Source organism: bacterium (assembly GCA_035559435.1).
Lineage (GTDB): Bacteria > Zixibacteria > MSB-5A5 > WJJR01 > WJJR01 > JACQFV01.
In genome coordinates this window covers 1-23,036 of sequence record DATMBC010000057.1, presented here as the reverse complement: position 1 = coordinate 23,036, position 23,036 = coordinate 1, and the positions used below count along the sequence as shown (strand labels likewise).

The 23,036-nt window shown below is 64.7% G+C and carries 17 protein-coding genes; 5 read left to right on the top strand and 12 right to left on the bottom strand.

The features are described 5' to 3' along the window. From zwf to VNN55_06955, 9 genes are all read right to left on the bottom strand, one after another. A partial coding sequence (gene zwf / locus VNN55_06995; protein HWO57296.1) for a glucose-6-phosphate dehydrogenase occupies nucleotides 1–1,351 on the bottom strand: 1,351 nt, incomplete at its 3' end. A 13-nt stretch (nucleotides 1,352–1,364) separates the two neighbouring features. Further along, the gene (gnd, locus tag VNN55_06990) at nucleotides 1,365–2,273 is read right to left on the bottom strand and encodes a decarboxylating 6-phosphogluconate dehydrogenase (protein ID HWO57295.1); all 909 of its coding nucleotides are present in this window, start codon (nucleotides 2,271–2,273) and stop codon (nucleotides 1,365–1,367) included. Then, nucleotides 2,273–2,968: a ribose-5-phosphate isomerase RpiA gene (rpiA, locus tag VNN55_06985; protein ID HWO57294.1), complete on the bottom strand. Its 696-nt coding sequence runs from the start codon at nucleotides 2,966–2,968 to the stop codon at nucleotides 2,273–2,275. Before rpiA ends, gnd begins: the two co-directional genes overlap by 1 nt. A gap of 39 nt (nucleotides 2,969–3,007) precedes the next feature. Next, nucleotides 3,008–4,693 (bottom strand): glucose-6-phosphate isomerase, encoded by a 1,686-nt coding sequence (locus tag VNN55_06980; protein ID HWO57293.1) that lies wholly within the window; start codon nucleotides 4,691–4,693, stop codon nucleotides 3,008–3,010. Next, complete coding sequence (gene tkt / locus VNN55_06975; GenBank protein HWO57292.1) at nucleotides 4,690–6,732, bottom strand: transketolase; 2,043 nt, start codon at nucleotides 6,730–6,732, stop codon at nucleotides 4,690–4,692. The genes VNN55_06980 and tkt overlap by 4 nt, the downstream gene beginning before the upstream one ends. A 129-nt stretch (nucleotides 6,733–6,861) precedes the next feature. Next, complete coding sequence (locus VNN55_06970; GenBank protein HWO57291.1) at nucleotides 6,862–7,359, bottom strand: ferritin-like domain-containing protein; 498 nt, start codon at nucleotides 7,357–7,359, stop codon at nucleotides 6,862–6,864. 133 nt (nucleotides 7,360–7,492) lie between these two features. Then, nucleotides 7,493–8,548, bottom strand: coding sequence for an ACR3 family arsenite efflux transporter (gene arsB, locus VNN55_06965; protein HWO57290.1), 1,056 nt, complete (start codon nucleotides 8,546–8,548; stop codon nucleotides 7,493–7,495). A 149-nt stretch (nucleotides 8,549–8,697) separates the two neighbouring features. Beyond that, on the bottom strand, nucleotides 8,698–10,446 hold the full coding sequence (locus VNN55_06960) for a DUF2207 domain-containing protein (protein ID HWO57289.1): 1,749 nt from the start codon (nucleotides 10,444–10,446) through the stop codon (nucleotides 8,698–8,700). A gap of 1 nt (nucleotide 10,447) precedes the next feature. After that, nucleotides 10,448–11,011 carry a LemA family protein gene (locus VNN55_06955; protein HWO57288.1) on the bottom strand — a complete coding sequence of 188 codons (564 nt, stop codon included), beginning with the start codon at nucleotides 11,009–11,011 and terminating at the stop codon, nucleotides 10,448–10,450. 365 nt (nucleotides 11,012–11,376) lie between these two features. Between VNN55_06955 and VNN55_06950 the strand changes: the two genes are divergently transcribed. Both VNN55_06950 and VNN55_06945 read left to right on the top strand, forming a co-directional pair. Continuing rightward, nucleotides 11,377–12,459 carry a type IV pilus twitching motility protein PilT gene (locus VNN55_06950; GenBank protein HWO57287.1) on the top strand — a complete coding sequence of 361 codons (1,083 nt, stop codon included), beginning with the start codon at nucleotides 11,377–11,379 and terminating at the stop codon, nucleotides 12,457–12,459. After that, entirely contained in the window at nucleotides 12,456–14,543 is a 2,088-nt protein-coding gene (locus tag VNN55_06945) for a DUF4388 domain-containing protein (GenBank protein HWO57286.1), read from the top strand. The genes VNN55_06950 and VNN55_06945 overlap by 4 nt, the downstream gene beginning before the upstream one ends. A gap of 230 nt (nucleotides 14,544–14,773) precedes the next feature. Here the strand turns inward: VNN55_06945 and VNN55_06940 are convergent, their stop codons facing one another. Next, a complete protein-coding gene (locus VNN55_06940; protein HWO57285.1) occupies nucleotides 14,774–15,466 on the bottom strand; it encodes a cytidylate kinase-like family protein in 693 nt (230 codons plus the stop codon). 191 nt (nucleotides 15,467–15,657) lie between these two features. Between VNN55_06940 and VNN55_06935 the strand changes: the two genes are divergently transcribed. The 3 genes from VNN55_06935 (at nucleotide 15,658) to VNN55_06925 (ending at nucleotide 18,914) form a co-directional block, all read left to right on the top strand. Continuing rightward, the gene (locus VNN55_06935; protein ID HWO57284.1) at nucleotides 15,658–15,825 is read left to right on the top strand and encodes a hypothetical protein; all 168 of its coding nucleotides are present in this window, start codon (nucleotides 15,658–15,660) and stop codon (nucleotides 15,823–15,825) included. Nucleotides 15,826–15,837: 12 nt separating this feature from the next. Then, complete coding sequence (locus tag VNN55_06930) at nucleotides 15,838–17,220, top strand: MBL fold metallo-hydrolase (GenBank protein ID HWO57283.1); 1,383 nt, start codon at nucleotides 15,838–15,840, stop codon at nucleotides 17,218–17,220. Nucleotides 17,221–17,393: 173 nt separating this feature from the next. After that, complete coding sequence (locus tag VNN55_06925) at nucleotides 17,394–18,914, top strand: PQQ-dependent sugar dehydrogenase (GenBank protein ID HWO57282.1); 1,521 nt, start codon at nucleotides 17,394–17,396, stop codon at nucleotides 18,912–18,914. A 73-nt stretch (nucleotides 18,915–18,987) separates the two neighbouring features. Here the strand turns inward: VNN55_06925 and VNN55_06920 are convergent, their stop codons facing one another. After that, nucleotides 18,988–20,304, bottom strand: a complete 1,317-nt coding sequence (locus VNN55_06920; GenBank protein ID HWO57281.1) for an amidohydrolase family protein — start codon at nucleotides 20,302–20,304, stop codon at nucleotides 18,988–18,990. Between the two features lie 2 nt (nucleotides 20,305–20,306). Continuing rightward, the coding region (locus tag VNN55_06915; GenBank protein ID HWO57280.1) for an amidohydrolase family protein at nucleotides 20,307–23,036 on the bottom strand (2,730 nt) is incomplete at its 5' end.

Genomic DNA, 23,036 nt, shown 5'->3' with positions numbered 1-23,036 from the left:
CGGCGGGCGCGTTCCAGCCGGCGATGATCGGATCGATGATCCGCCAGGCGGTCTCGATCTCATCGGAGCGCATAAACAGCGCCGCGTCGCCGCGCAGCGCATCGAGCAGCAGCCGCTCGTAGGCCTCCGGCAGCGGCTCGCCCGGCAGCGATTCATCATAATCGAACTTCATCGCCACCGTCACGGTCTCCTGCGAGGCGCCGGGACGCTTGGCTTCGAACTGCAGACGGATCCCTTCATCGGGCTGGATGCGGATCGACAGTTGGTTGGGCGAGAGGTCCTTCCCCGGCGGCAGATTGAACATCACATGCGGCGGGCTCTGGAAGTGCACATCCACTTCGCTGATCCGTTCCTTGAGCGCCTTGCCCGATCGCAGGTAGAAGGGCACGCCCTTCCAGCGCCAGTTGTCGAGGTAGAGCTTGATTGCCGCGTAGGTCGGGGTGGTCGAATCGGGGGCGACGCCGGGATGGCGACGGTAGCCGTTGTATTGGGCCCGTACCGTGTCGGCGATGTCGACCGGACGGATCGCCGACAGCAGCTTCACCTTCTCGTTGCGCAGCATGTCGGCCTGGAACGACGCCGGCGGCTCCATGGCGATCAGGCAGAGCAGTTGCAGCAGGTGGTTCTGAAACATGTCGCGCGCCACGCCGGCGTGGTCGTAGTAGCCGCCACGGTTGCCGATGTCGACGGTCTCGGCGACGGTGATCTGGACATGGTCGATGTAGCGTCGGTTCCAGACCGGTTCCCAGATGGTGTTGGCGAATCGGAAGTAGAGTATGTTCTGCGCCGTCTCCTTGCCAAGGTAGTGATCGATGCGATATATCTGGCTTTCGGCGAAGACCGCATGCAGCGCGGCGTTGAGGTTGCGCGCGGTGCCGAGGTCGCGACCGAAGGGTTTCTCGATCACGATGTGCCGTCGTCCGCGGCTCTGGTCGGCCATCCCGGCGACGCCGATGTAGGCGGCGGTGGTGGCGTAGTACTCCGGCGCGGTCGCCAAGTAGTACAGGCGCGCACGGTCCGCGGGGTCGAGTCGGGCGAGTGTCTCTTCCAGTTTGCGGTAATCGTCGCTGCGGTCCAGATCGCCCTGGACGTAGTTGATGCGCGCGGCGAAGGCCGTCCAGTCATCGGGATTGGCCACGCCGCCGGCGAGCGTCTCGAGTCCCTCGCGCAGATGCGCACGGAATTCATCATCGGAGTAGGGGCGCCGCGCGAAACCGACCACACGCGTCTCACCCGGCAGTTGCCCCTTGCGGAACAGATGGAAGAGCGCCGGGACCAGTTTGCGCTGGGTCAGATCGCCCGAGGCGCCGAAGATCACAATCGTGGTGGGCGGGATGGATTGCGGGCTCACGTTAAGGTCCTCATCAGCTCTCGGTCTTGACCGCGTGGCCGCCGAATTGCTGGCGCATCGCCGCCAGCAGTTTGTCGGCAAAGGGGGCGGCATCGCGCGAACGGAACCGCCGTTGCAACGCCAGCGTGATCACTGGCGCCGGACAAGCCAGATCGATTGACTCCATGACCGTCCAGCGTCCCTCGCCGGAATCCTCGACATAGGCGGCGATGCCATCGAGATTCGGATTGCCGGCCAAGGCCCGCTCGGTCAGGTCGAGCAGCCAGGACCGCACCACACTGCCATGCTGCCAGATCGCGGCGACCTGATGCAGATCAAGATGCAGTTCCGTCTTGCGTTTCATCAGGTCGAAGCCCTCGGCCATCGCCTGCATCATGCCGTATTCGATGCCGTTGTGGATCATCTTGACGAAATGCCCGGCGCCGCTGGGTCCGACATGCCCCCATCCCTTGTCGGGCGCGGGCGCCAGCGTGGCGAAGATCGGCCGCAGACGATCGACCGCCTCCGACGGACCGCCGATCATCAGACTGTACCCTTCGCTCCTGCCCCAGATGCCGCCGGAGGTGCCGACATCCAGATAGTGGATGCCGGCCTTGCCGGCGGCTGCGGCGCGGCGCATGGAATCTTTGTAATTGGAATTGCCGCCCTCGAGAATCGTGTCGCCGGGCGACAGAAGTTTGATCAGCCCCTGAACCGTGTCCTCGGTGGGCGCGCCGGCGGGAACCATCACCCAGACGGCGCGCGGTGGCGCCAATTTGCCCACCACATCGGCCAGCGAATCGGCCGCGGTGGCGCCTTCGCGCGCGGCGGCGGCGACCGAGTCGCGGCTTGTCGCAAAGGCCACCACGTTGTGGCCCCCGGCCAACAGGCGCGAGGTCATGTTGCCGCCCATCCGTCCCAGCCCAATCATGCCGATTTGCATCAACGGCTCCCCTGACGCTTGAGTATCCGTACACCCGTGGTCCCCGCGACCACGACCTCGGAGGCCATGCCGACAAACAACCCATGTTCGATGATGCCGGTGCGTTGCTTCAGCTGCGTCGCCAAGGCGGCCGGATCGGCGATCGGACCGAAATTGCAGTCGAGGATGAGGTGCCCGTTGGCGGTGCGGAAGGGCGCGCCCTCGCGCAGACGCAACACCGGATGTCCGCCGATCGATTCGATGAACTCGCGCTGGGAGCGCAGGCCATATTCCAGGACTTCGACCGGAACCGCCCACCTGGCGCCCAGCCGCGGCGAAAGTTTCGACTCATCGACCATGATCACCTCACGCCGGGAGGCCTGAGCGACAATCTTCTCGCGCAAGAGCGCCCCGCCACCGCCCTTGATCAGGTTCAGTTGCGGGTCCACTTCGTCGGCGCCATCCACGGTCACATCGATGCGCGGATGCTCTTCGAGTGTCGTCAGCGGGATGCCCAGACGGCGCGACTCCGCCTCGATCTCCGGGGAGCAGGGGATGGCGACGATGTCGCGCAGTTCGCCCCGCGCCAACCGGTCGGCCAGGATACGCACCGCCGCCAACGCGGTCGAGCCATGCCCGAGGCCGACCACCATGCCCGATTGGATGAACCCGACGCCCGCCTCGGCGGCCTGGCGCTTAAGTGTGTCCTGATCCATGCTGTCTCTCCCCTGACTTGCGTTGCCGCAACGATATGCTCATCCGGCCAGGATCGAAACCAGTTTCGCCAATCCGGCGTCCTGATCGCGCAGGTGCACCCGCAGCAGGCGCCGTCCCGCCGCGTGCAGCGCCTCGCCATCGCCGATCGCCTGCGCCAGTTTGAGCGCGCCGAAGCTCAGCGCTGACTCCGGCGCGCCGGCGCGATCGGGGATGGGCAGATCGTTGGCCTCGTCGCATGTGATCTGCACGAACAGGCCATTGCCCCGGTCCCCCTTGTGCAACTGGCCGGTCGAATGGAGAAACCGCGGCCCGTATCCGACCGTGGTGGCGGCATGGAAACGTCGCCGCAATCCCAGACGCAGGCGGGACAACATCTCATCATGCGCCGGCGACGGGGTTAGATAGGCCTGAATGGCGATGTAGTCGCCGAAACGAGTCTGGCCGATAAACCGGCTGATGACTTCCTCGACCGTGCCGGATTCCGCGCCGAAGACCGCGATGCCATTGTCGTCCGCGGACGGATCGACACGCGGCAAATGCCCGGTGGCGCGGAGGTCGGCCAACGCCGCTCGCGCCCGGACCTTGGCGGCTTCGACATCGGGTTGATCGAAGGGATGAATGCCGAGCACATGCCCGGCCACCGCGGTCGCCATCTCCCAGAGAAACATCAATCCGCCGAGATCGGTGGCATCTTCGTAGGTCATCACGATCATCGGATGGCCGGCCTCGCTCAGTTCATGGGCCAGTGCAAGGTGGCTCTCATCCTCGCAGTGCCGGATCAGGACAAAAGCGCGGTCGCCGCCATATTCGGACGGACTCCCCGGCGTCTCCCCGACCACCGGCAGAATGCCGACGCTGTCCTTGCCGGTGCTCTCGGCGATCAATTGCTCCACCCAGTCGCCGAAACTCGCGAGAGGCCCGGGAATGAGGAAGGTCAGTTTGTCGCGTCCCAGTTGCGCCAGGGTGGCGATCACCGCGCCGCAGGCGGCCGATGAATTGCGCGGCACCTCCGCCCGACTCTTTTCCATTTCGTGGATGGCGCTGACCAACACCCGCTCCAGTTCCATCCCGATCAAGGCCGCGGGGACCATCCCGAAATACGACAGCGCCGAATACCGTCCGCCGATCTCCGGATCATTGAGGAAGGTGCGCAGGAATTGGTGGTCGGAAGCGAGTTGCTCGAGACTGGAGCCGGGGTCGGTGATGGCGATGAACCTCTCCCCTGTGCGCTTAATGCCAACGGCATCCGCGACCGCGTTAAAGAAGTACTTGAAGCCAGAGAGTGTTTCGACCGTGCCGCCCGATTTGGTGGCGACGATAAACAGCGTGCGCGTGAGATCAATCCGTTCCTGGATACTCCGCACCGCGCCCGGGTCGGTAGAGTCAAGCACATGGAGACGGAGGAAGCCATCGGCTACCCGCTGTGAGCGGCTGAAGACTTCGGGGGCCAGACTGGAACCCCCCATCCCCAGGAGGACGGCATCGGTCAGGCCGCTGCGGCGGACCTCATCGGCGAATCCGCGCAAATCGCCGACTTCCTCCCACATGCGCGCGGCGATGTCAAGCCAGCCGAGACGATTGGCGATTTCATGAGGTTTGGGCTTCCAGACCGTGTGATCGCGCTGCCAGATGCGTTCAATGACCCGATCCTTGGCCAGATGATCCCAGGCGCGTTGGACCGCCTCCCACTGCGCGGCCGCTTCGAAGGAGATGTGCGTAATCATGTCGGCTGGGCATAGATCCGGTTGTCGGTGGTGATGGCCGCGCCAAGCAGCGCGCGGGCGCGGGCAACGATTTGCTCGGTGGTGATGCCGAACTTCTCATAGAGAACGCCGTCGGGAGCGCTGGCGCCATAGCCTCGCATGCCAATGACCGCGCCCTCCAGCCCGACATACCGTTCCCAGCCGAGCACACCGCCGGCTTCGACCGCGACACGGACGCGGATGTGCGGCGGTAGAACTTGCTCGCGGTACTGATCCGGCTGCGCATCGAACAATTCCCAGGAAGGCATCGCCACGATACGCACCGCGATCCCCTCGGCGGCCAACTGCCGCCCCGCGGCCAATGCCAACGACACCTCGGAACCGGTGCCGATCAGAATCATCTCCGGATCACCGTGCGACTGCCAGAGAGTGTACGCCCCCTGCTGCAGGTGGTGCGCCGGCGCCAGTTCGGCGCGGCCGAGGGTCGGGACTTTCTGGCGGGTGAGGATCAACGCGGTCGGGCCATCGGCGCGAACGAGGGCGCTGCGCCACGCCTCGGCGGTCTCGGCGGGGTCGCAGGGACGGATCACCGTCAGGTTGGGAATGGCGCGCAGGGCCAGCAAATGCTCGATGGGCTGATGCGTCGGGCCATCCTCCCCGAGGCCGATGGAATCATGGGTGAAGACATAGATCACGCGCAGGCCCATCAGCGCCGCCAGACGGATCGCCGGGCGCATGTAATCGGAGAAGGTGAGGAACGTCGCCACATACGGCACAAAGCCGCCATGGAGCGCGATCCCCGACGCGATAGCCGCCATGGCATGCTCGCGCACGCCGAATCGCAGATTGCGCGCGCCGGGCTCAGCCGCCGAATGATCGGGCTGCCCGGCGATCAGGGTCTTGTTGCTCGGCGACAGATCGGCCGAACCGCCAATCAGGGGCAGCGTCGCCGCCAGCGCGTTGATTACCTTGCCGGAGGCATCGCGCGTGGCCATGGCCGCGGTGTTATCATCGAACAGGGTCGCCAACGGTTTGTCCCACCCTTCGATGAGGACGCCCGAGAGCCGCCGTTTCAACTCGACGGCCAAATCAGGGAAGGCGCGCGCGTAATCGGCAACGCGCGCGGTCCATGCCTCCTGCGCGTTCTGCCCACGTACAACCGCCTGACGCATGTGATCGAGGACGTCATCAGGAATGAGGAAGGACGGCTCCAGCGGCCAGCCAAGCGCCTTCTTGGCGGCGCGCAGGTTCTCGGCGCCGAGCGGCTCGCCATGAGTCTTGGCGGTGCCCTGTGTCGGGCTGCCGTAGCCGATGATGGTCCGGCAGATGATCAGCGATGGCCGTGACGTCTCGGCTTGCGCGCGCCGGATCGCGGATTCGACTTCGGCGCCGTCCATGCCGTCGATCGGACCGATCACCTGCCAGCGGTAGGCCTCGAAGCGACGCGCGACATCCTCGCTGAAGGCCAGCGAAGTCGGGCCATCGATCTGGACCCGGTTGTCGTCATAGAGGTAGATCAGTTTCCCCAGCCCGAGATGCCCGGCCAGACTGGCCGCCTCGCCGCTGATTCCCTCCTGCAGGTCGCCGTCGGAGACAATCGCGTAGGTGTAATGGTCGATAATCTCATGCCCCGGCCGGTTGAACTGCGCGGCGAGGGCCCGTTCGGCCAGCGCCATGCCCACGCCGCCGGCAAACCCCTGCCCCAGCGGACCGGTGGTCATCTCGACACCCGGCGTGTGGCCGAACTCAGGATGTCCGGGCGTCCGGCTGCCCCATTGACGGAACTGCCGAATCTCCTCCAGCGGCAGATCGTAGCCGGTCAGATGCAGAAGCGAATACAGCAGCATCGAAGCGTGCCCGGCCGAGAGCACAAACCGGTCGCGGTTGGGCCAGCGCGGATCGCGCGGATTGTGCGACAGGAAGCGGTCCCAGAGAACATGCGCCATCACCGCCATCCCCATCGGGGCGCCGGGATGGCCGGACTTGGCCTTTTCCACCGCGTCGGCGGACAGAAAACGGATCGTGTTGATGCAGCGGGTTTCAAGGTTCGGATCGATCATGTGTCATTCTCCCATCCGGCAGATTACACCCGCGGAATGACGAATGCCAGCAGGAGATTTCCACAAAAAAAGCGACGGGGCCGATCATCGGATCGGCCCCGTGTCGGGTCGGTGCGGCAGCGGCATCGCTCAGTCGGCGGATGAGCCGCCCGCCTCCGGCAGGGTGCCGAAGGATTGCAGCGCCAGGTAGTTCGGGCCGAAGCGCTTGATGTTTTCCAGCTGCTTGTCGAACTCGTCGTAGTGCGCCTCTTCGTCCTTGACCAGTTCCTCGAAGATGTGCTTGGAGGCGGCGTCGGAGTTCTCGCTGCACTTGATGGCGAATTTGTTGTAGACCGCGGCCGCTTCGCGCTCCATTTCGGCGGCGCGTTGGAGAATCTTCTGCGGATCGGTGATCTTCTCCACCGGTCCGGCCGGGGCCATCCTGACATCGCCCTTCAGAAACAGGATCCGTTCGGCGAACTCCTCGACATGGGTCATTTCCATGATGGCGATCCGCTTGAACATCTTCGCCCAGGGTCCATACCCCTGATCGTCGAGGTGGAAATGCCAGTACATGTACTGGTGCACCGCCTGCAGCTCATCGGCGACGCCCTTGTTCAGCATTTCGATGCTCTTCTTTGCGTCCATGGCCGTCCTCCTTGGTCGATCCGTCAATCTACGCGGAATCGCGCCGGCGGTGTGTCAAAAGTCCTATGCGCCGCAACGAAAGGCGCGCAGACAGTCCCGGGAGAGATGCCGGAGGCACGCCGTTGGTTGACTTTCAGGCGGAAGCGGCAAACCAGTGGCGGGTGCGGTTACAGACCGCGCAGACCGAGAGCATGACCGGGACTTCGACCAACACCCCGACCACGGTGGCCAGGGCCGCGCCCGATTCGGGGCCAAACAGCGCGATGGCGGTGGCCACCGCCAGTTCGAAGAAGTTGCTGGCGCCGATCAAGGCCCCCGGCGCGGCAACGTTGTAGGGCACCTTCAACCAGCGCATCAGGCCATAGGCGAGCGAGGAGTTGAAGTAGACCTGGATCAGGATCGGCACGGCGATCAATACCACATGGAAGAACTTCGTGGTGATGTTCTCCGATTGGAAGGCAAAGATGAAGACCAGCGTGAGCAGCAACGCGACGATCGTCACCGGGGACAACCGCGGCAGGAATGTGCCCTCAAACCAGCCGCGGCCATGCACGCGGATCAGCCACAAACGCAGGATGATGCCGATCGCCAGCGGAATCACGATGAAGGCGATCACGGAGTACAGCAGGACCAGGAACGGCACCGACAGCGACGAGGCGCCGCTGACCAGAAAGCGCACCAGCGGCGCAAACAATACCAGCATGATCAGGTCATTGAGCGAGACCTGGACCAGCGTGTAGGCCGGGTCGCCATCGGTGAGGTAACTCCAGACAAAGACCATCGCGGTGCAGGGCGCGGCGGCGAGGATGATGCAGCCGGCGATGTACTGATCGGCCTCGGCGGGAGAAATCCAGGGACTGAACAGGTAGCGGAAAAAGACCCAGCCGATCAACGCCATCGAGAACGGCTTGACCAGCCAGTTGACGACCAGCGTGACCAAAAGCCCGCGCGGCTTGCGGCCGACCTGACGGATCGCGCCGAAGTCGACCTTCATCATCATCGGAATGATCATGAGCCAGATCAGCACCGCGATCGGCAGATTGATCTGGCTCCCCTCGCCAAATTCCAGTCCGCGCAGGACGCCCAGCAGGCCGGGCAGTCCCTTGCCCAGAAGGACACCGAGGACCATGCAGGCCACCACCCAAAGGGTGAGGTTGCGCTCGAAGAATGGCAGTCGGCGGGTGGCCATGGGCAATCGCGCGGCAATTAAGAGATTGGGCGCGAATGTGGCAAGCCGCGAGTGTGGCTATGCAGCGGGAAACAAAGATTCCAACCTCCGGCAAAGATCGCCGGAGGTTGGAATGACGGCCGATTCTTTGGACTGTGGTATGTGACGGATTAGAAGCCGCGGCCGCCGCCACCGCCGCCGCCACCGCCGGAGAAACCGCCGCCGCCGAAGCCGGAGCCGCCCGAACGTCCGCGCGGCGCCGACGACATCACCGAGGTCGCGGTGGTCGACATCGCCCCCAGCCGCGAGGTGAAGGCGGCGGGATGGAAGATGCCGCCGGGCGTGGCGCCGCGATACCACGACGGCGACATTTCGGCGATCCCCTCAAAGGCCTTGGCCCAATTGGCCTCGACCCCGAGCGCCATGGCGTAGGGCAGAAACTTTTCGAACATGTCCGGCCTGAGGTCGGCGCGCGAGAAGCGCGGGCCTTCCACCTTGCGCAGGAACTCCTGGAAGCCGAGGACACCCTCGAGCGCCTCGGCGCCCTTGCGGGTGCGCGCCGGCATGATCAGCCCGAAGCCGACAATGATCAGCCCGGTGAGGATGCCGCCGAGGACCGCGGCAAAGGGGGCGATGCCGAAGCGTTCGGCGGCGGCGCCGCCGAAACCGGCCATCAGAGCGCCGAGCAACACCCCGCTGACCACATACCCCGCCTTGACCCGATCGGGCCGCGCCTTATAGAAGCCGCGCTGCATGAGTCCGTCGAAGAGCCGGTCGCGAATCTTGGGAATGTGCGCATAGAACTTGTTCTTCAGATTGTCCAGCGGCACGAAGTTGACCTCGCCGGTATCGAAGATGCCGTTCATCAGCGCCCATTCGTGCGCCGCCAGTGTCCCCCACTCGTTTACCGGCTTGAGCGCCTGAAAGGAGTAGTCCTTGCTGTCGATGAGGCCGAAGAACTTCTCCTCGTTTTTCTCCTCGATGGCGATGTAACCGCGCGTGGCCAGATGGATGAGCGTGGCGGTGATGTCGCGCATGTCGGGGGAGTCATCGACCAGTGTGCCGACTTCGCCGGGGCTCAGCCCCGCCGGCGGCTCATATTGGACGGCGATCGGGCGCAGCTCGGGGTCGCGTCCGCGGGTGTGCCACAACCAGAACATCAGCGGAAAGACGACAAAGATCGGCACGGCGATCGGCCAGTTGGCCGCAAGGAAACTGCCGGTCTTGTCCAATGCGGTCGGCTCGGCGACAAACCCCTTGTCCCAGCCGACCACCGCGGTCAACCCTTCGCGGAAGTCGAGCGCGCGGTTCATCCGCATGGTGACCATCTGCCCGGCTTTCTCCACGGTGGCGTCCAGGGCGCGCGAACCATAGGCGCCGGTGAAGGCGACCGCGCGCAGACCGGTGGCGGCGTCGGGCAGACGAATCCGCGCGGTGGCCGCTTCGATCGGCATTTCCCATTCGTCGCCAGTGATGTTCCAGTAGAGCTCGTCGTGGTCCTCGAAGAAGGTCAGCGCGTTGTCGACGCGGTACGTGAGCACGATCGTCCGCGCCGCGTCGCTGGCGCCCGGCACCCAGATTTTGAATTCGAGGTAGTGCCGCGCCCGTGAGCGCTCGAACTTCAGCGCGTTGCCCGACTCGTCGGTGATCGTTACCGCCTTCAAGTCCAAGTCGAAGTTGAACCCCTGCGGCGTGCGGTACTTCACCGGGATCGAGCGGATGATCCCGTTCCAGGACCCCTCGAAATAGATGCGGATCTTCTCGGCGACGACGATGTGCCCGTCGGCATGGATGGCGATGTCGGCGTCGAACGATTGGATCGTGATCGAGCGGGCCTGCAGCGGCGCCGTCAGCGCAAGCACAAACAGGATGACGGCGCCGATGGAAGCGCCCCAACGGGCGACGGAAGGGCGCCGCATGTTACGACGCCGCGCCGAAGGAAACCTTTGGGGCCTGGCGCTCGGCCTCGGCGTCCAGCTCAAAGAACTCGCGCGGTTTGAACCCGAACATGTTGGCGATGATGTTCGAGGGGAACATCGCGATCCTGGTGTTCAGGTCGCGCACCACCGCGTTGTAGAAGCGGCGGGCGTTCTGAATGAACTCCTCGATCTCGGACAGTGTCGACTGCAACTGGGTGAAGCTGGCGATTGCCTTCAGGTCGGGATACTGTTCGGCGACGGCAAAGAGGGACTTGAGCGTGCCGGTGAGCATGTTCTCGGCGGCGGCGCGCGCCTCGGGACCCTGCGCGGCCATGGCGATGTTGCGCGCCTTGATCACCGCCTCCAAGGTCGCCTTCTCATGGCCGGCGTAGCCCTTAACCGTTTCCACCAGGTTCGGGATCAAGTCCCAGCGCCGCTTCAACTGCACGTCGATGTCCGACCAGGCGTTTTCGCTCTGCACGCGCAGGCGCACCAGCGCGTTGTAGATGCCGATCACCCAGATCGCGACCACGACGATGATGGCCAACGCAATCAAACCGAACATGCTACCTCCTCCTGCCCCGGGCTTAAGTCCCGGAGTTCTGTCGGTTTTTTTGATACATCGGCGCAAGTATACGTGGGCCCTAACGGAAAGTTGACGGAAATCGGAAACACCGCTGTCGATTGCCTGCCGGCGCCCACGCGCGCGCGCGGCGCGGCGACCACAGAGCGTGCCATGGCATGCAGCGCCCTCAACCGCACCATAAAGCAGTTGTCGTAAGACATTACCACACAAAGCGCTACAATGTATCCACTAACGCGCTCCTCGGCGGCGGAGCAAACGAGTTCTCTGTTCTCGGGCCTGCGATTCGGTGGACGTTCTGCCGAAATAGGAAGGAGGGGCGTGGAGTCCCCAAGCGGAGGTTCGGGTTGGCACAGATCGACGAAATCCTGCGGCACATGAAGGAGTTGGATGCTTCGGATGTCCATCTGGCCACCGGGGCGCCGATCACGTTTCGCATTCGTGGCGAACTGGTCCCGGCCAATGACCGGGCGCTGGCCGCCGCCGAAGTGGAGCTGTTGCTTTACGAGCTCATCGGCAATGAGCAGATCGAGCAGTTTGAGCGGAACTGGGATCTGGACACCGCGCACACCATCGAGGGGTTCGCGCGCTTCCGCGTGAGTCTATTTCGCGACCACCGCGGGCCGGGCGGCGTGCTGCGCATCATTCCCGAAGACCCGCCGCGCCTCGACGAGTTGGGATTCGGCGAGGTGGTGACCCGTCTGGCCGAAACCGCGCGCGGCCTGGTGCTGGTGACCGGCCCGACCAATTCGGGGAAGTCGACGACGCTGGCGGCGATGATCAACCACCTCAACGAGACGACGACCAAACACATCATCACGCTGGAGGATCCGCTTGAGTTTGTCCACCGCAACAAGCGCTGCCTGATCACCCAACGCCAGGTCGGTTCGCACACGCGCGACTTCGCCGCGGCGTTGCGGGCGGCGTTGCGTCAGGACCCGAATGTGATCCTGGTCGGCGAGATGCGCGATCTGGAGACCATCCACCTGGCGCTGACCGCCGCCGAACTGGGGCTCTGCGTGTTCGGGACTCTGCACACCAAGAGCGCGGCGCAGACGGTCAACCGGCTGGTCGACGCCTTCCCCGCCGACCAGCAGGCGCAGATCCGTGTGCTGCTTTCCGAAGGACTGCGCGGCGTCATCGCCCAGCAGCTGTTGCGGCGCGCCGATGGCCGCGGGCGAGTCGCCGCCTGCGAGATCCTGATCAACACGCCGGCGGTCGCCAACATGATCCGCGAAAGCAAGACTTATCAGATTCCCACCGCCATCCAGACCGGGCGCCGCGAGGGCATGCAGTTGCTCGAGCAGCATCTGGCGCAATTGGTCGAGGACGGGATCGTCACCGCCGAGACCGCGCTGGCGGTCGCCAATGGTCCCCTTCCGGCGCTGGCCGCCACCGGCAGCGTCCGCACCCCGGAGCCGGTCGCATGAAGAAGAAACAACGACTCGACGCCATCCTGAAACAACACGGCTGGGTTACCGATGAGCAGATCCAGCAGGGGCTGCGCTTCCAACAGCGGGCCGGCATGCGCTGGGGCTCGACGCTGGTTGGATTGGGCATCATCACCGAAACCCAGCTGGTGGCGGCGCTTTCGGAGCAGTTTGGCACGCCGGTGTGGGACCCGGCCAAGGTGACCCCCGATCCCGGCGCGCTGCGGCTGTTCCGCGAGAGTTGGCTGCGCAAGCGCTCGGTGATGCCGCTGGCGTTCGAGCCGTCCGGCCGCGTGCTGAAAGTGGCGATGGCGGATCCGCACAACTCGATGCTGGCCGACGAAGTGCGTTTTCACGCCAGCGCCAAGTCGGTGCAGGTCTTTGTCGCGCCGCAAATCACGCTCCAGCGGATGTGGGACAGATTCTACGGCGTTCCGTCGGAGGCCTCGCAGATGCAGCCGGCGTCCGACGCGCCTTCCGGGCCGCGGTCCGCGGGGTTGAACCTCAACTTCGCCATCAGCGCCGGCAACGCGGTGGTGGAAGAGTGGACGGGGTCGGTCGAACCGCGGCCGACCGCCCGGGTCCTCCTGTGGCTGACCCAGCCCTTTGTCGCCAAACTCCTGAAGTCGCTTCTGGAGTTTGAGCGCTGCCAGGTGGAGAGCTGGGACTGCCGCACCATCCCCACGGAGGATTGGGATTACATCATCTACGATGACGACAACGCCCAGTCGCACCCCGATAGTCTGGCGAAACTGCGGCGCGAGATCCCGCGCCTCCAGTTGGTGCCGCGTCCTTCGTGGACATCGGCGCTGTTGCGCACGCCGCTGTCGTATGAACGCATGCGCGAAGGGTACATCCAGGTGGCCGAATTTGCGGCGCGGCGGTTGTCGCCGGCCGTGGCGCAGTCCGGCGGCGATGCCGCCCGCTATGCGCTGGCCATGGCGCGGCTCTTGCCGTTGACCCCTTTCGAGGTCGACACTCTGACGGTCGCCTGCGCGCTTACGCCGCTTTTCGACATCCCCGGTGTGACCGCGCCGGAACGCGTGGCTCTGGCACGGGAAATCGGTTGTCCCTACCCGGTCGCGGAATTGCTGCAGGCCGTCGCGACGCCCTTTGACCAGTCCAACGCCGCGCCGGGGCAATCGACCGCCGAATCGCCTTTCGCCGCCCGTGTCTATGCCGTGGTCGCCGCCTTTCTGCGTGAACGTCAGACCAGGATGATCGCGACGATTGAGGAGGCCGGGCAGTTCAGCGAATGGCTGCGGCGCGAGTCGGGCAAGACCTACGATCCGATGGCGGTGGAGGCGCTCTTGCGGGTCGTGCGCGAGGAGATTCTCGAAGGTTTTCTCCCCCCCGGCCCGGCGGAAGTGCTGCTGGTTGCCGATCATTCGATGGAATGGAGCCACCTGAGCCTGCTTTTGGAAAACGAGGGCTGGCGCGTGGTCACCGCAAGTGGGGCATCGGAGGCGCGCTCTTTGACCGAGCGTCGCCATCCCGATGCCGTGGTCTGGGCGGCGGCCGGCGGACTGGACTGGATTCGCTGGCAAACTCAGGCCGCGCCGGGCATCACCAATTTCCTGCTGCTGGAGGAGTTCGACGCGGCCATTGCCCGCGCCGCGCTCGAGGCCGGCTTCGAGGATGTCTGGGGCGGCAATTGGGATGCCGGGGTCGCGGCGGCCAAATTGCGCCGCGCCATCGAGCGCCGTCCACATTTGCCGGCGCGCACCCACACGGTGACCGGCAGTCTCGCCCAGTTACCATTCATCGACATGGTCCAGATTCTCGCCGCCGGATCGCGCAGCGTGCGCATCGAACTGCACAAGGGCAAAGCCAGCGCCCGCATCATCCTCTGGCAGGGGCAGATCCGCTTCGCCGAGGCGGCCGGACAGCTGGGCGAGCAGGCCATCTATGAGGTGCTGAACTGGCACGACGCGACCTTCGCATTATCGCCGGTGGAGACCATGCCGGAAACCAACTGCCACCTGCCCAATGAAGCGATGCTTCTGGAGGGCTGCCGCCTGCTGGACGAGCGTTTGCGCAACGAGCAAAGCGGGCCGATTGTGGCCGCGCCGACCGACGCCTGAGACTGACAGCCGGATGGGGTGCTACAAAGTCCGTTACGTCTCAATGAGCGGCCAATGTCATGCCGAGCGAAGTGACGCATCTGCTGTTTTCAACGATGAACCAGAACAGCGGACCCTTCGCTCCGCTCAGGGTGACAATGCGAGATTCTGGGTTGTTCAGCAACCTGCCGGATACGAAGACGGGCGGGACCGCGGTCCCGCCCGTCGCTGTTTGAGCCAATTCTTCGTGGCTACGATTTCAGGTACTTCTCCCATGCCAGCAGCACCAATTCCTGCGCCACGTCGAGACTGACACGCCCGGTGTTGATCACCATGTGATAGTCGTTGGGGTTATCGATGTCGGCGTGGAGCACGTCCGCATAGAAACGCCGACGGTCCTCGTCGTTGAGTTTGACATGCTCCTGCGCCTGGCGGGGAGTCATGCCCATATGCCGCATCAGATTCTGGACCCGCATTTCGGGCGGGGCGACGACGCGAACATGCAGCCCGCCGCGCGGCCCGAGAATGACATTGGCGCCGCGGCCGAGAATGACGGCATCGCCGTGCTCGGCCAGTGTCGTGATGGTCTTGCACAGAGCGTGGGTGTATTCCGAACGGTCGATGTACCGTCCGGTCAGAATGCCCTCCACCCAGAGCACCACCCCGTTGCGGGTGCGCTCATCGAGCGAGGCGATCAGTCGCTCGCGCGCGCCGGTGTCTTCGACCAGCTGGTCGACGATTTGCCGGTCAATGAATTCGTACTTGAGCGCCTGGGCCAGCCGTCCGGCGAGCGTACGGCCGCCGGAGCCGGTTTCCCGCGACACGGTGATCACCCTGAGCCGGGCCGGCTTCACCTCGCCAGCCGGGGGACGCGCCAGTTGCGCGCGTTCCAGCAGTTGACGGCGGGTCAGTTGGCGGTCGATCAGGGCCTCGATCGATGTCATAGTCGACTCACCTCGTCACCCTATATACGCAGCGGAACGCGGGGACGGTGTCAATCCCGCACATGGCCGGTGGAATTTTTCGGTCGAACGGGCAGGCCGGCCGCGCGGCCGCAGCGAGTCTTTGACGGTCCGGGGTTTTCCTCATAGCTTCGCTGTGCTTCGGCGCGCCGCGCCGCAGAAAGGAGCAGATCATGGCGTCCATTCGCGCCTTTACGACGATTTCCAACGGCATCGGGCTTGGCCAGGCCATCGCGGTGGCCATTTCGTGGTCGGTCAATCACTCCTTGTTGTGGGTCATCCTGCACGGTATCTTCGGTTGGTTTTATGTCATCTACTACGCCCTCGGATTCGGGCATTAGGACTCCCACAGAATGATCAATCTGGCATTCCATGGCGCCGCGCAGACGGTGACCGGCTCCCGTTATCTGGTGCGCGCCGGCCGCGAGACGCTGCTGATCGATTGCGGGATGTTCCAGGGCCTGAAGGAACTGCGTCTGCGGAACTGGGAACCGCCGGATTTCGATCTGGCCGGGCTGGACGCCATTGTCCTGACCCATGCGCACACCGACCACACGGCGTATCTGCCGCGTCTGCACCGATTGGGATTTCGCGGCAAGGTCTACTGTTCGGCGGCCACCGCCAAACTGACCGAAATCATCCTTCTGGATGCCGCGGAACTGCAGGAAGAAGACGCCCAGTACCTGAACAAGAAGGGCGCCTCCAAGCACAAGCCCGCCCAACCGCTGTTCGATGTCTCCGACGCCAAGGCCGTGATCAAACTGCTGCGGCCGGTGAAAATGAACGCCGAGCACCGTCTCTCGCCCCATTTTGCCTTCACGCTGCGCCCGGTGGGGCACATCCTCGGCGCCTGCTCGGTGCGATTGGCCATCCGGGACGGGAATCGTGCCCGTGTGATCTACTTCAGCGGCGATGTGGGCCGTTTCGACTCGCCCCTGCTGCCCGATCCCTTGCCGCCCGAGCCCGCCGACTATCTGGTCATGGAGTCAACCTATGGCGACCGTCTGCACGGCGATCACGACTCGGCCGAGCAACTGGCCGAACTGGTCGACCGGATTGTGGCCAACCGCGGGGTGCTGTTGATCCCCGCTTTCGCGGTCGGACGGGCCCAGCAGGTGGTGTACCTCCTGCACAGGTTGCAGGATGAGAAGCGCATCCCGCGCATCCCGATCCATGTCGACAGTCCGATGGCGCTGGACGCCACCGAGATATTCTACCAGTTTCCCGAATTGCACCGGCTGGATGTCGCCCATCACGGCGGCGACGGAGGAATGTTTTCCCGCAACATCACCTATCATCGCACGCGCGACGAGTCCAAGGCGATCAACGCGCTCGGGGGACCGCGGGTGATCATCTCCGCCAGCGGCATGCTCACCGGCGGGCGTGTCCTGCATCACCTGATGCAGCGCATGGGTCATCCGGAAAACATCATCGCGCTGGCGGGATTCCAGGCGGCGGGCACACGCGGACGCGATCTGGTCGAAGGCCGGCGGGTGTTGCGCTTCCACGGACGCGAGCATGAGGTCCGTGCCCAGGTGGCCGAGATCGACGGATTGTCGGGGCATGCCGATTACGCCGAATTGATGCGCTGGCTAAAGCCGCTGGCGACGGCGCCCGAACGGGTGTTCGTCACGCACGGCGAGCCGATCCCGGCGGCGGCGATGGTCCGGCGGCTGGGCGACGAACGCCAATTCGCCGCCGTGGCGCCGGCCATGGGCGATACCTTCGAATTGTAGGCGCTCATCCTCCGACCCACGGCGCCGATGATTCACCGGACATTGCGATTGGCGATACACGGCTGAATTTGTATTATTCCACCGTCGGGGGGACTTGGTGACGCACCCGCCGGCTTCTGAATCCGCAGCAGGTTGTCCGGTTCGCATCCGATCCGATATCAAGGAGTCTTCGCATGCTTCTCATCAACGCGCGACGTTTGCCTGGCGCCCTGGGCATCCTGACGTTGGCGCTCTGGGCCGTGCCGACGCCGGCGGCCGGCGCGACCGCAGTGCAAGTCGCCGGCAACCTGCTGCGCCCGCTCTATGTTACGCAAGCGCCCGGGGACTTCGAGCGGCTGTTCATTGTTGAACAAAATGGCCGGATCCGGATTCTCCTGAACGGCGTGGTGCTCGACTCCGCCTTTCTCAATGTCGACCCGATTTCCAGTTGCTGCGGCGAGCGCGGCCTGCTCGGGCTGGCCTTTCATCCCGATTACCAGAACAACGGGTACTTTTACATCAATTACACCAACACGCTCGGCAACACCGTCATCGCGCGCTACTCGGTCTCGGGCGATCCCAACATCGCCGATCCTGGCAGCGGCGTCACGATCAAGACCTACACGCAACCCGAAGCAAATCACAACGGCGGCTGCCTGCAATTCGGACCCGACGGCATGCTCTATGTTTCCTCCGGCGACGGCGGCGGATCCAACGACCAGCACGGCGCCACCGGCAACGGGCAGAATCTGAACACGCTACTGGGGAAGATTCTCCGGCTCGACGTTGATACCACCAGTCCCTATGTGCCGGCCGACAATCCGTTTGTCGGCCTGGCCAATCATCGCGAAGAGATCTGGGCCTACGGGGTGCGCAACCCATGGCGCTTCGCATTCGATCGCCTGACCGGCGACATGTACATGGCCGATGTCGGGCAGGATGCGCGCGAGGAGATCAATTTCGAGCCCGACAGCGCGGTGGGCGGACGCAACTACGGCTGGCGCTGCATGGAAGGCACCAACTGCACCGGTCTCACGGGCTGCACGTGCAACGGCCCGACGCTGACGCTCCCGATCCATGAGTACCCGCACCAGGCCGCCTGCCAGTCGATTACCGGCGGGTATGTGTACCGCGGCTGCGCCCTGCCGGAACTGGAGGGCCACTACTTCTATGCGGAGTATTGCACCGGACAGATCTGGAGTTTCCGCTACGACGGCGCGACCAAGACCGATTCGACGGAATGGACCGCGACATTGGATCCGGCCGGCTTCGATGAGATTGTGGCGGTCTCCTCTTTCGGCCAGGACCTCCTGGGCGAACTCTACATCTGCGACTATGGCGACGGCGAAGTTTACAAGATCGTGCCCGACGCTTTCACCGACTGCAACGCCAACCTGGTGCCCGACAGTTGCGAGATCGCCGCGGGGATGGCCGCCGACGTGAACGGCAATCAGATTCCCGATGACTGCGAGTGCGCCTGCCCGTGCGCCGGCGACCCCGCCTGCGACGGCGTCCGCGTCAATGTGCTCGATGTCGTGGAGACGGTGAATGTCGCATTCCGCGGCGCGGCGCCGACCTCCGACACATTTTGCCCATACGAGCGCAGTGACGTGGACTGCACCGGCGCGACGACGGTCACCGATGTCGTGCGCGTGGTCAATGTCGCCTTCCGCGGCGGCCTGCCACAGACCGAATTCTGCGCGCCCTGCCCGTGATACCGACACCCGGCGTCCATGAGAATGGGGCGCGCCTGGGCGCGCCCCATTCATTTTGCTCGGACACCGGGGACTAGTTCTGAATGCCCTGCCGGCGATACTTCTCTTTGTACTTTTCCCAGAGCACCTTCTGCTTGTCGGTCAGATCGATGCGGCGTCCATCGATGTAGGCGTCGACCACGTGGGTGGGAATATCGAGGATGTCGCCGTCGGCGACCAGCAGGGTCGCCTGCTTGCCAATCGCCAGCGAGCCATAGCGATCGGCGACGCCAAGGATCTGCGCCGGGTAGAGCGTGATCGCCTTGAGCGCCTCATCGCGCGGCAGGCCGAACGACGCCGCGGTGGCGGCATGATAGGGCAGATTGCGCACGTTGGAGGCCCCCCCGCCGCCGGTGACGCAGAAGCGGATGCCGGCCTGGTGCAGACGCGCCGGCACGGTGAAGGGGGCATCATACGGATCATCGTCGCGGGTGGGCAGACGGTGAATGCCGTCGACGATGACCGCGATGTCGTTGGCCTTGAGCAGTGCGGCGCAGAGTGGCGCGTCATAGCCGCCGCGGATCGTGACTTTGAGCTTTTCGCTCTCCGCAAAGGCGACGGCCGCCTGGATCTGCTGGATGTCGTCGGCCTCGATGATCACCGGCAAGCGTCCATCCAGGACCGGGATCATCGCCTCCCAGCGGGCATCGAACGCGGGCGGTGTTCCGCCGGCCTGGCGCGCCGCCCGATAGGCGCGGGCATCGGCGAAGGCCTGACGCACCGCGCGCAATTGCTGGTCGCGACGCTCCAGTTGCGTCTCATCCGATTCCTGGTTCCACCAGGCGGTGAAGGGCCGCATGCGCGGCCAGTTGATGTGCATGGCGACCGGCGCCTGGGCGGTCAGATCCTCCCAGGTCCAGCCATCCAGACGCAGAAGCGCGGAGGTGCCGGAGATGACGCCGCCGGAGGGCGAGGACAAGACCAAAAGGACGCCATTGGAGCGCGTCACCGGAATGATCTCGCTTTCAGGATTGACCGCGACCTCGGCTTTGACATTGGGATTGATCGTGCCGGTCTCGCTGGCGTCGTTGGTGGCCCGCACCGACCCGACTTCCGTCAGGCCGATGCTGGTGTTGGCGTCGATCAGACTGGGGTATATGTGCTTTCCGGCGCAATCGATGCGCTCGGCGTTGGCGGGCACGGTGACACTGGCGCCCAGCGCCGTGATCCGGCCATTCTCGAAGACGATGGTGCCGTTGGCGATGTCCGGCCCATCGACGGTGTGGATCGTGCCGCCGACCAACGCGATCGGCTGGCTCTGCGGCGGAGCGGGCGTCGGCACCGCCGCCGACGCCAACGTCGGGAGGATCGCCGCCATCGTCAGTGTCAGAATCAGGTCTTGGCGTCGCATGGCTACTCTTCCTCCTCGTCGTCGTGGAAGCCGCAGAAGATGTCGTGACGGGGCCACATACGTTTGCGTTCGCCGCCGCCGCCTTCTCCCTCATCGCCGGAATCGAGGATTTTCTGGATGAGCGTGGCGCGCATTGTGGTCAGTTCCGCGCGGCGACGGGCATCGTCTTCGCGATCGAAGTACTTGCGGCCGTCGACCCAGGTCTGCTCGCAGACCGCCATGGCCGACAGCGGCGAATCACTCCAGACCGCCAGATCGGCGTCTTTGCCGACCTCCAGCGACCCGACCCGCCCCTGGATGCCCAGTTGGATGGCGGGATTGAGCGTGACAAACTTCAGCGCGTCTTCCGCCGACACGCCGCCGTATTTCATCGCTTTGGCCGCCTCGGTGTTCAAGCGGCGCGCCAGTTCGTTGGAGTCGGAGTTGAACGAGACCACGACGCCGGCGTTGTGCATCAGCGCGCCGTTGTAGGGGATGGCGTCGACCACCTCCATCTTATAGGCCCACCAATCGGAGAATGACGACCCCCCGACTCCATGCCGGGCCATCACGTCGGCGATCTTGTATCCTTCGAGGATGTGCTGGAAGGTCTTGATGCGGACGCCGAAGTCCTCGCAGACGCGCATGAGCGCCAGAATTTCATCCTGGCGATACGAATGGCAATGGATGTCGCGGCGGCCATCGAGGATTTCGACAATGGCGTCCAACTCCAGATCGCGCCGGGGCGGGACACCCCGCTTGGTTTTGTTCCAGGATTCCCAGCGCGCCTTGTACTGGCGGGCGGCGGTGAATTCATCGCGCACCAGCTGTTCGACACCCATGCGCGATTGCGGGTAGCGCGTGTTGAAGCGGTCCCCCCAATTGCTCTGCTTGACATTCTCGCCGAGGGCGAACTTGATGCCCTGCGGCGCGCCCTCGAACTTGAGGTCTTCCGGCCCGACGCCCCAGCGCATTTTGATGATCTGGTTCTGCCCGCCGATGGTGTTGGCCGAACCGTGCAGGACATTCGCGGCGGTCACGCCTCCGGCCAGTTGGCGGTAGACGGCATCGTCGTCGGGATTGATAAAGTCGCCGATGCGCACTTCCGCGCTGATCGTCTGGCCGGACTCGTTGACGCCGCCGTCGGTGGCGCTGTGCGAATGGCAGTCGATGATGCCCGGCGCGATATGCTTGCCGGTGGCGTCGACAACCACGGCGCCGGCGGGCGCGGCCAGGTTCTGTCCCACCGCCGCGATCTTGCCGCCCTGGATCAAGACCGAGCCATTCTCTATTTTGCCCTGCGGTCCGCAGGTCCAGACCGTGGCGTTGCGGAACAGGATGGTCTGCTGCGCCGGCTGCGTTTTGTTGCCGAATGCCATCATCGGCTGGATGACATCGTAGGTCGCCATCTGCGGCGGCTTCGGCTTGCTGGTGTCCGGCTCGGGGGCGAAAGGCCTGGACAGCGTCGCGCTCCAGCTGAAGGCGCGCCCGTCGGCCCAGACACCATCGCCGAGCAACTGCTCTCCCGACTTGGTGGCGCTCATCCGCACCACCCCCGGCCAGCCCAGCGAATCGCCTTTGAAGGAGACACCGAGACGGGCATCGTTCATCGCCGCTTCGGCGAGCTTGGCGTCCTTGCTGTTTTTAACGATGCTGCCGGAGAGCTTGGCGGGCTCGCCTTTGAGCTTGAGCGTCACGGTGTCGGTCGGCGCCTGCTGGTCGGACAGACGCACCGTCCACTCGCCGCGCAGATCGGCGACCGGCGCGGTCTTGACCTCGTAGCGACGGCCATCGACCCAGGTTTCGAGCACCTCGGTCTTGTCTTCGAAGATGTCCCCGGAGGCGACCACGAGATTGCCGGCCTTGCCGACGGCGATGGAGCCGAGACGGTCGGCGACACCATACAATTGCGCCGGCGTCAGCGTGAGCGCGCGCAACGCCGCGCTCTTGTCGAGGCCGCGCGCGACCGCCTTGCGCACCCCGCCCAGAAACTCCTTGGCGTCCTTCAAGCCGTTTGAGGTAAACGCAATGGTCACGCCCGCCTTCGCCAAACGACCGGCGTTTTCCGGCGCGATGTCCCAGTGCATGAGCGAGGTGAGTGAAACGGCGAGAGCGTCTTCGGGGGTCTTCACCGACGGCGCCTTGGGGAAGTTGACCGGCAGGATGATGGGCCGCCCGGTTGCGGCGACCAAGTCGAGGCGCTGGTATTCCTCGTTGTTGCCGCGCACGATGGCGTTGAGGCCTAATTCGCGCGCGACACGGTCGGCGCGCAGCGTGTAAAGCTCATCGGAGGCATCGAAGATCACCGGCGCCCGCCCACCGAGAAATCCCTGCATGGCCTCCAGCGCATCGTTGCGCTCCGGCCGCGACAACGCGCGATCGCGCCGGTAGGCATCCCACGCCTGACGGTACCAGTCGGCGTCATAGAAGGCCTGCCGCACCAGGGCGTAGGCCCCCATCGGCGATCCGGGGTAACCATCATCGTCGCCAAAGCCGCCGCGGGCGGTCAGCGCGACGTGCAGCGCCACACGGTCCTTGAGAATGGTCGCGGCGCCGTCGCCGTCGCCGGTGGTCACCAGCGCGCTGGCGCCCTTGATCACGCCCTGCGCGGGGGCAACCAGTCGCGTCGCGATTCCCTGCGAACGGAGAACCTTGTTGGCATCTTTGTCCGGTTGGAAGAGAAGATCGGCACGCGTCTGGGGGACGACCTGGGGATTCCAATAGTTTGCGCCGGGCTTGCTGGCGGGGGTGCC

Coding starts and splice junctions, on each gene's coding strand:
- VNN55_06935 (HWO57284.1), top strand. CDS start 15,658: ATGGCGTCCATTCGCGCCTTTACGACGATTTCCAACGGCATCGGGCTT.
- rpiA (HWO57294.1), bottom strand. CDS start 2,968: ATGGATCAGGACACACTTAAGCGCCAGGCCGCCGAGGCGGGCGTCGGG.
- VNN55_06970 (HWO57291.1), bottom strand. CDS start 7,359: ATGGACGCAAAGAAGAGCATCGAAATGCTGAACAAGGGCGTCGCCGAT.
- VNN55_06930 (HWO57283.1), top strand. CDS start 15,838: ATGATCAATCTGGCATTCCATGGCGCCGCGCAGACGGTGACCGGCTCC.
- VNN55_06980 (HWO57293.1), bottom strand. CDS start 4,693: ATGATTACGCACATCTCCTTCGAAGCGGCCGCGCAGTGGGAGGCGGTC.
- arsB (HWO57290.1), bottom strand. CDS start 8,548: ATGGCCACCCGCCGACTGCCATTCTTCGAGCGCAACCTCACCCTTTGG.
- gnd (HWO57295.1), bottom strand. CDS start 2,273: ATGCAAATCGGCATGATTGGGCTGGGACGGATGGGCGGCAACATGACC.
- tkt (HWO57292.1), bottom strand. CDS start 6,732: ATGATCGATCCGAACCTTGAAACCCGCTGCATCAACACGATCCGTTTT.
- VNN55_06920 (HWO57281.1), bottom strand. CDS start 20,304: ATGCGACGCCAAGACCTGATTCTGACACTGACGATGGCGGCGATCCTC.
- VNN55_06925 (HWO57282.1), top strand. CDS start 17,394: ATGCTTCTCATCAACGCGCGACGTTTGCCTGGCGCCCTGGGCATCCTG.
- VNN55_06960 (HWO57289.1), bottom strand. CDS start 10,446: ATGCGGCGCCCTTCCGTCGCCCGTTGGGGCGCTTCCATCGGCGCCGTC.
- VNN55_06945 (HWO57286.1), top strand. CDS start 12,456: ATGAAGAAGAAACAACGACTCGACGCCATCCTGAAACAACACGGCTGG.
- VNN55_06955 (HWO57288.1), bottom strand. CDS start 11,011: ATGTTCGGTTTGATTGCGTTGGCCATCATCGTCGTGGTCGCGATCTGG.
- VNN55_06940 (HWO57285.1), bottom strand. CDS start 15,466: ATGACATCGATCGAGGCCCTGATCGACCGCCAACTGACCCGCCGTCAA.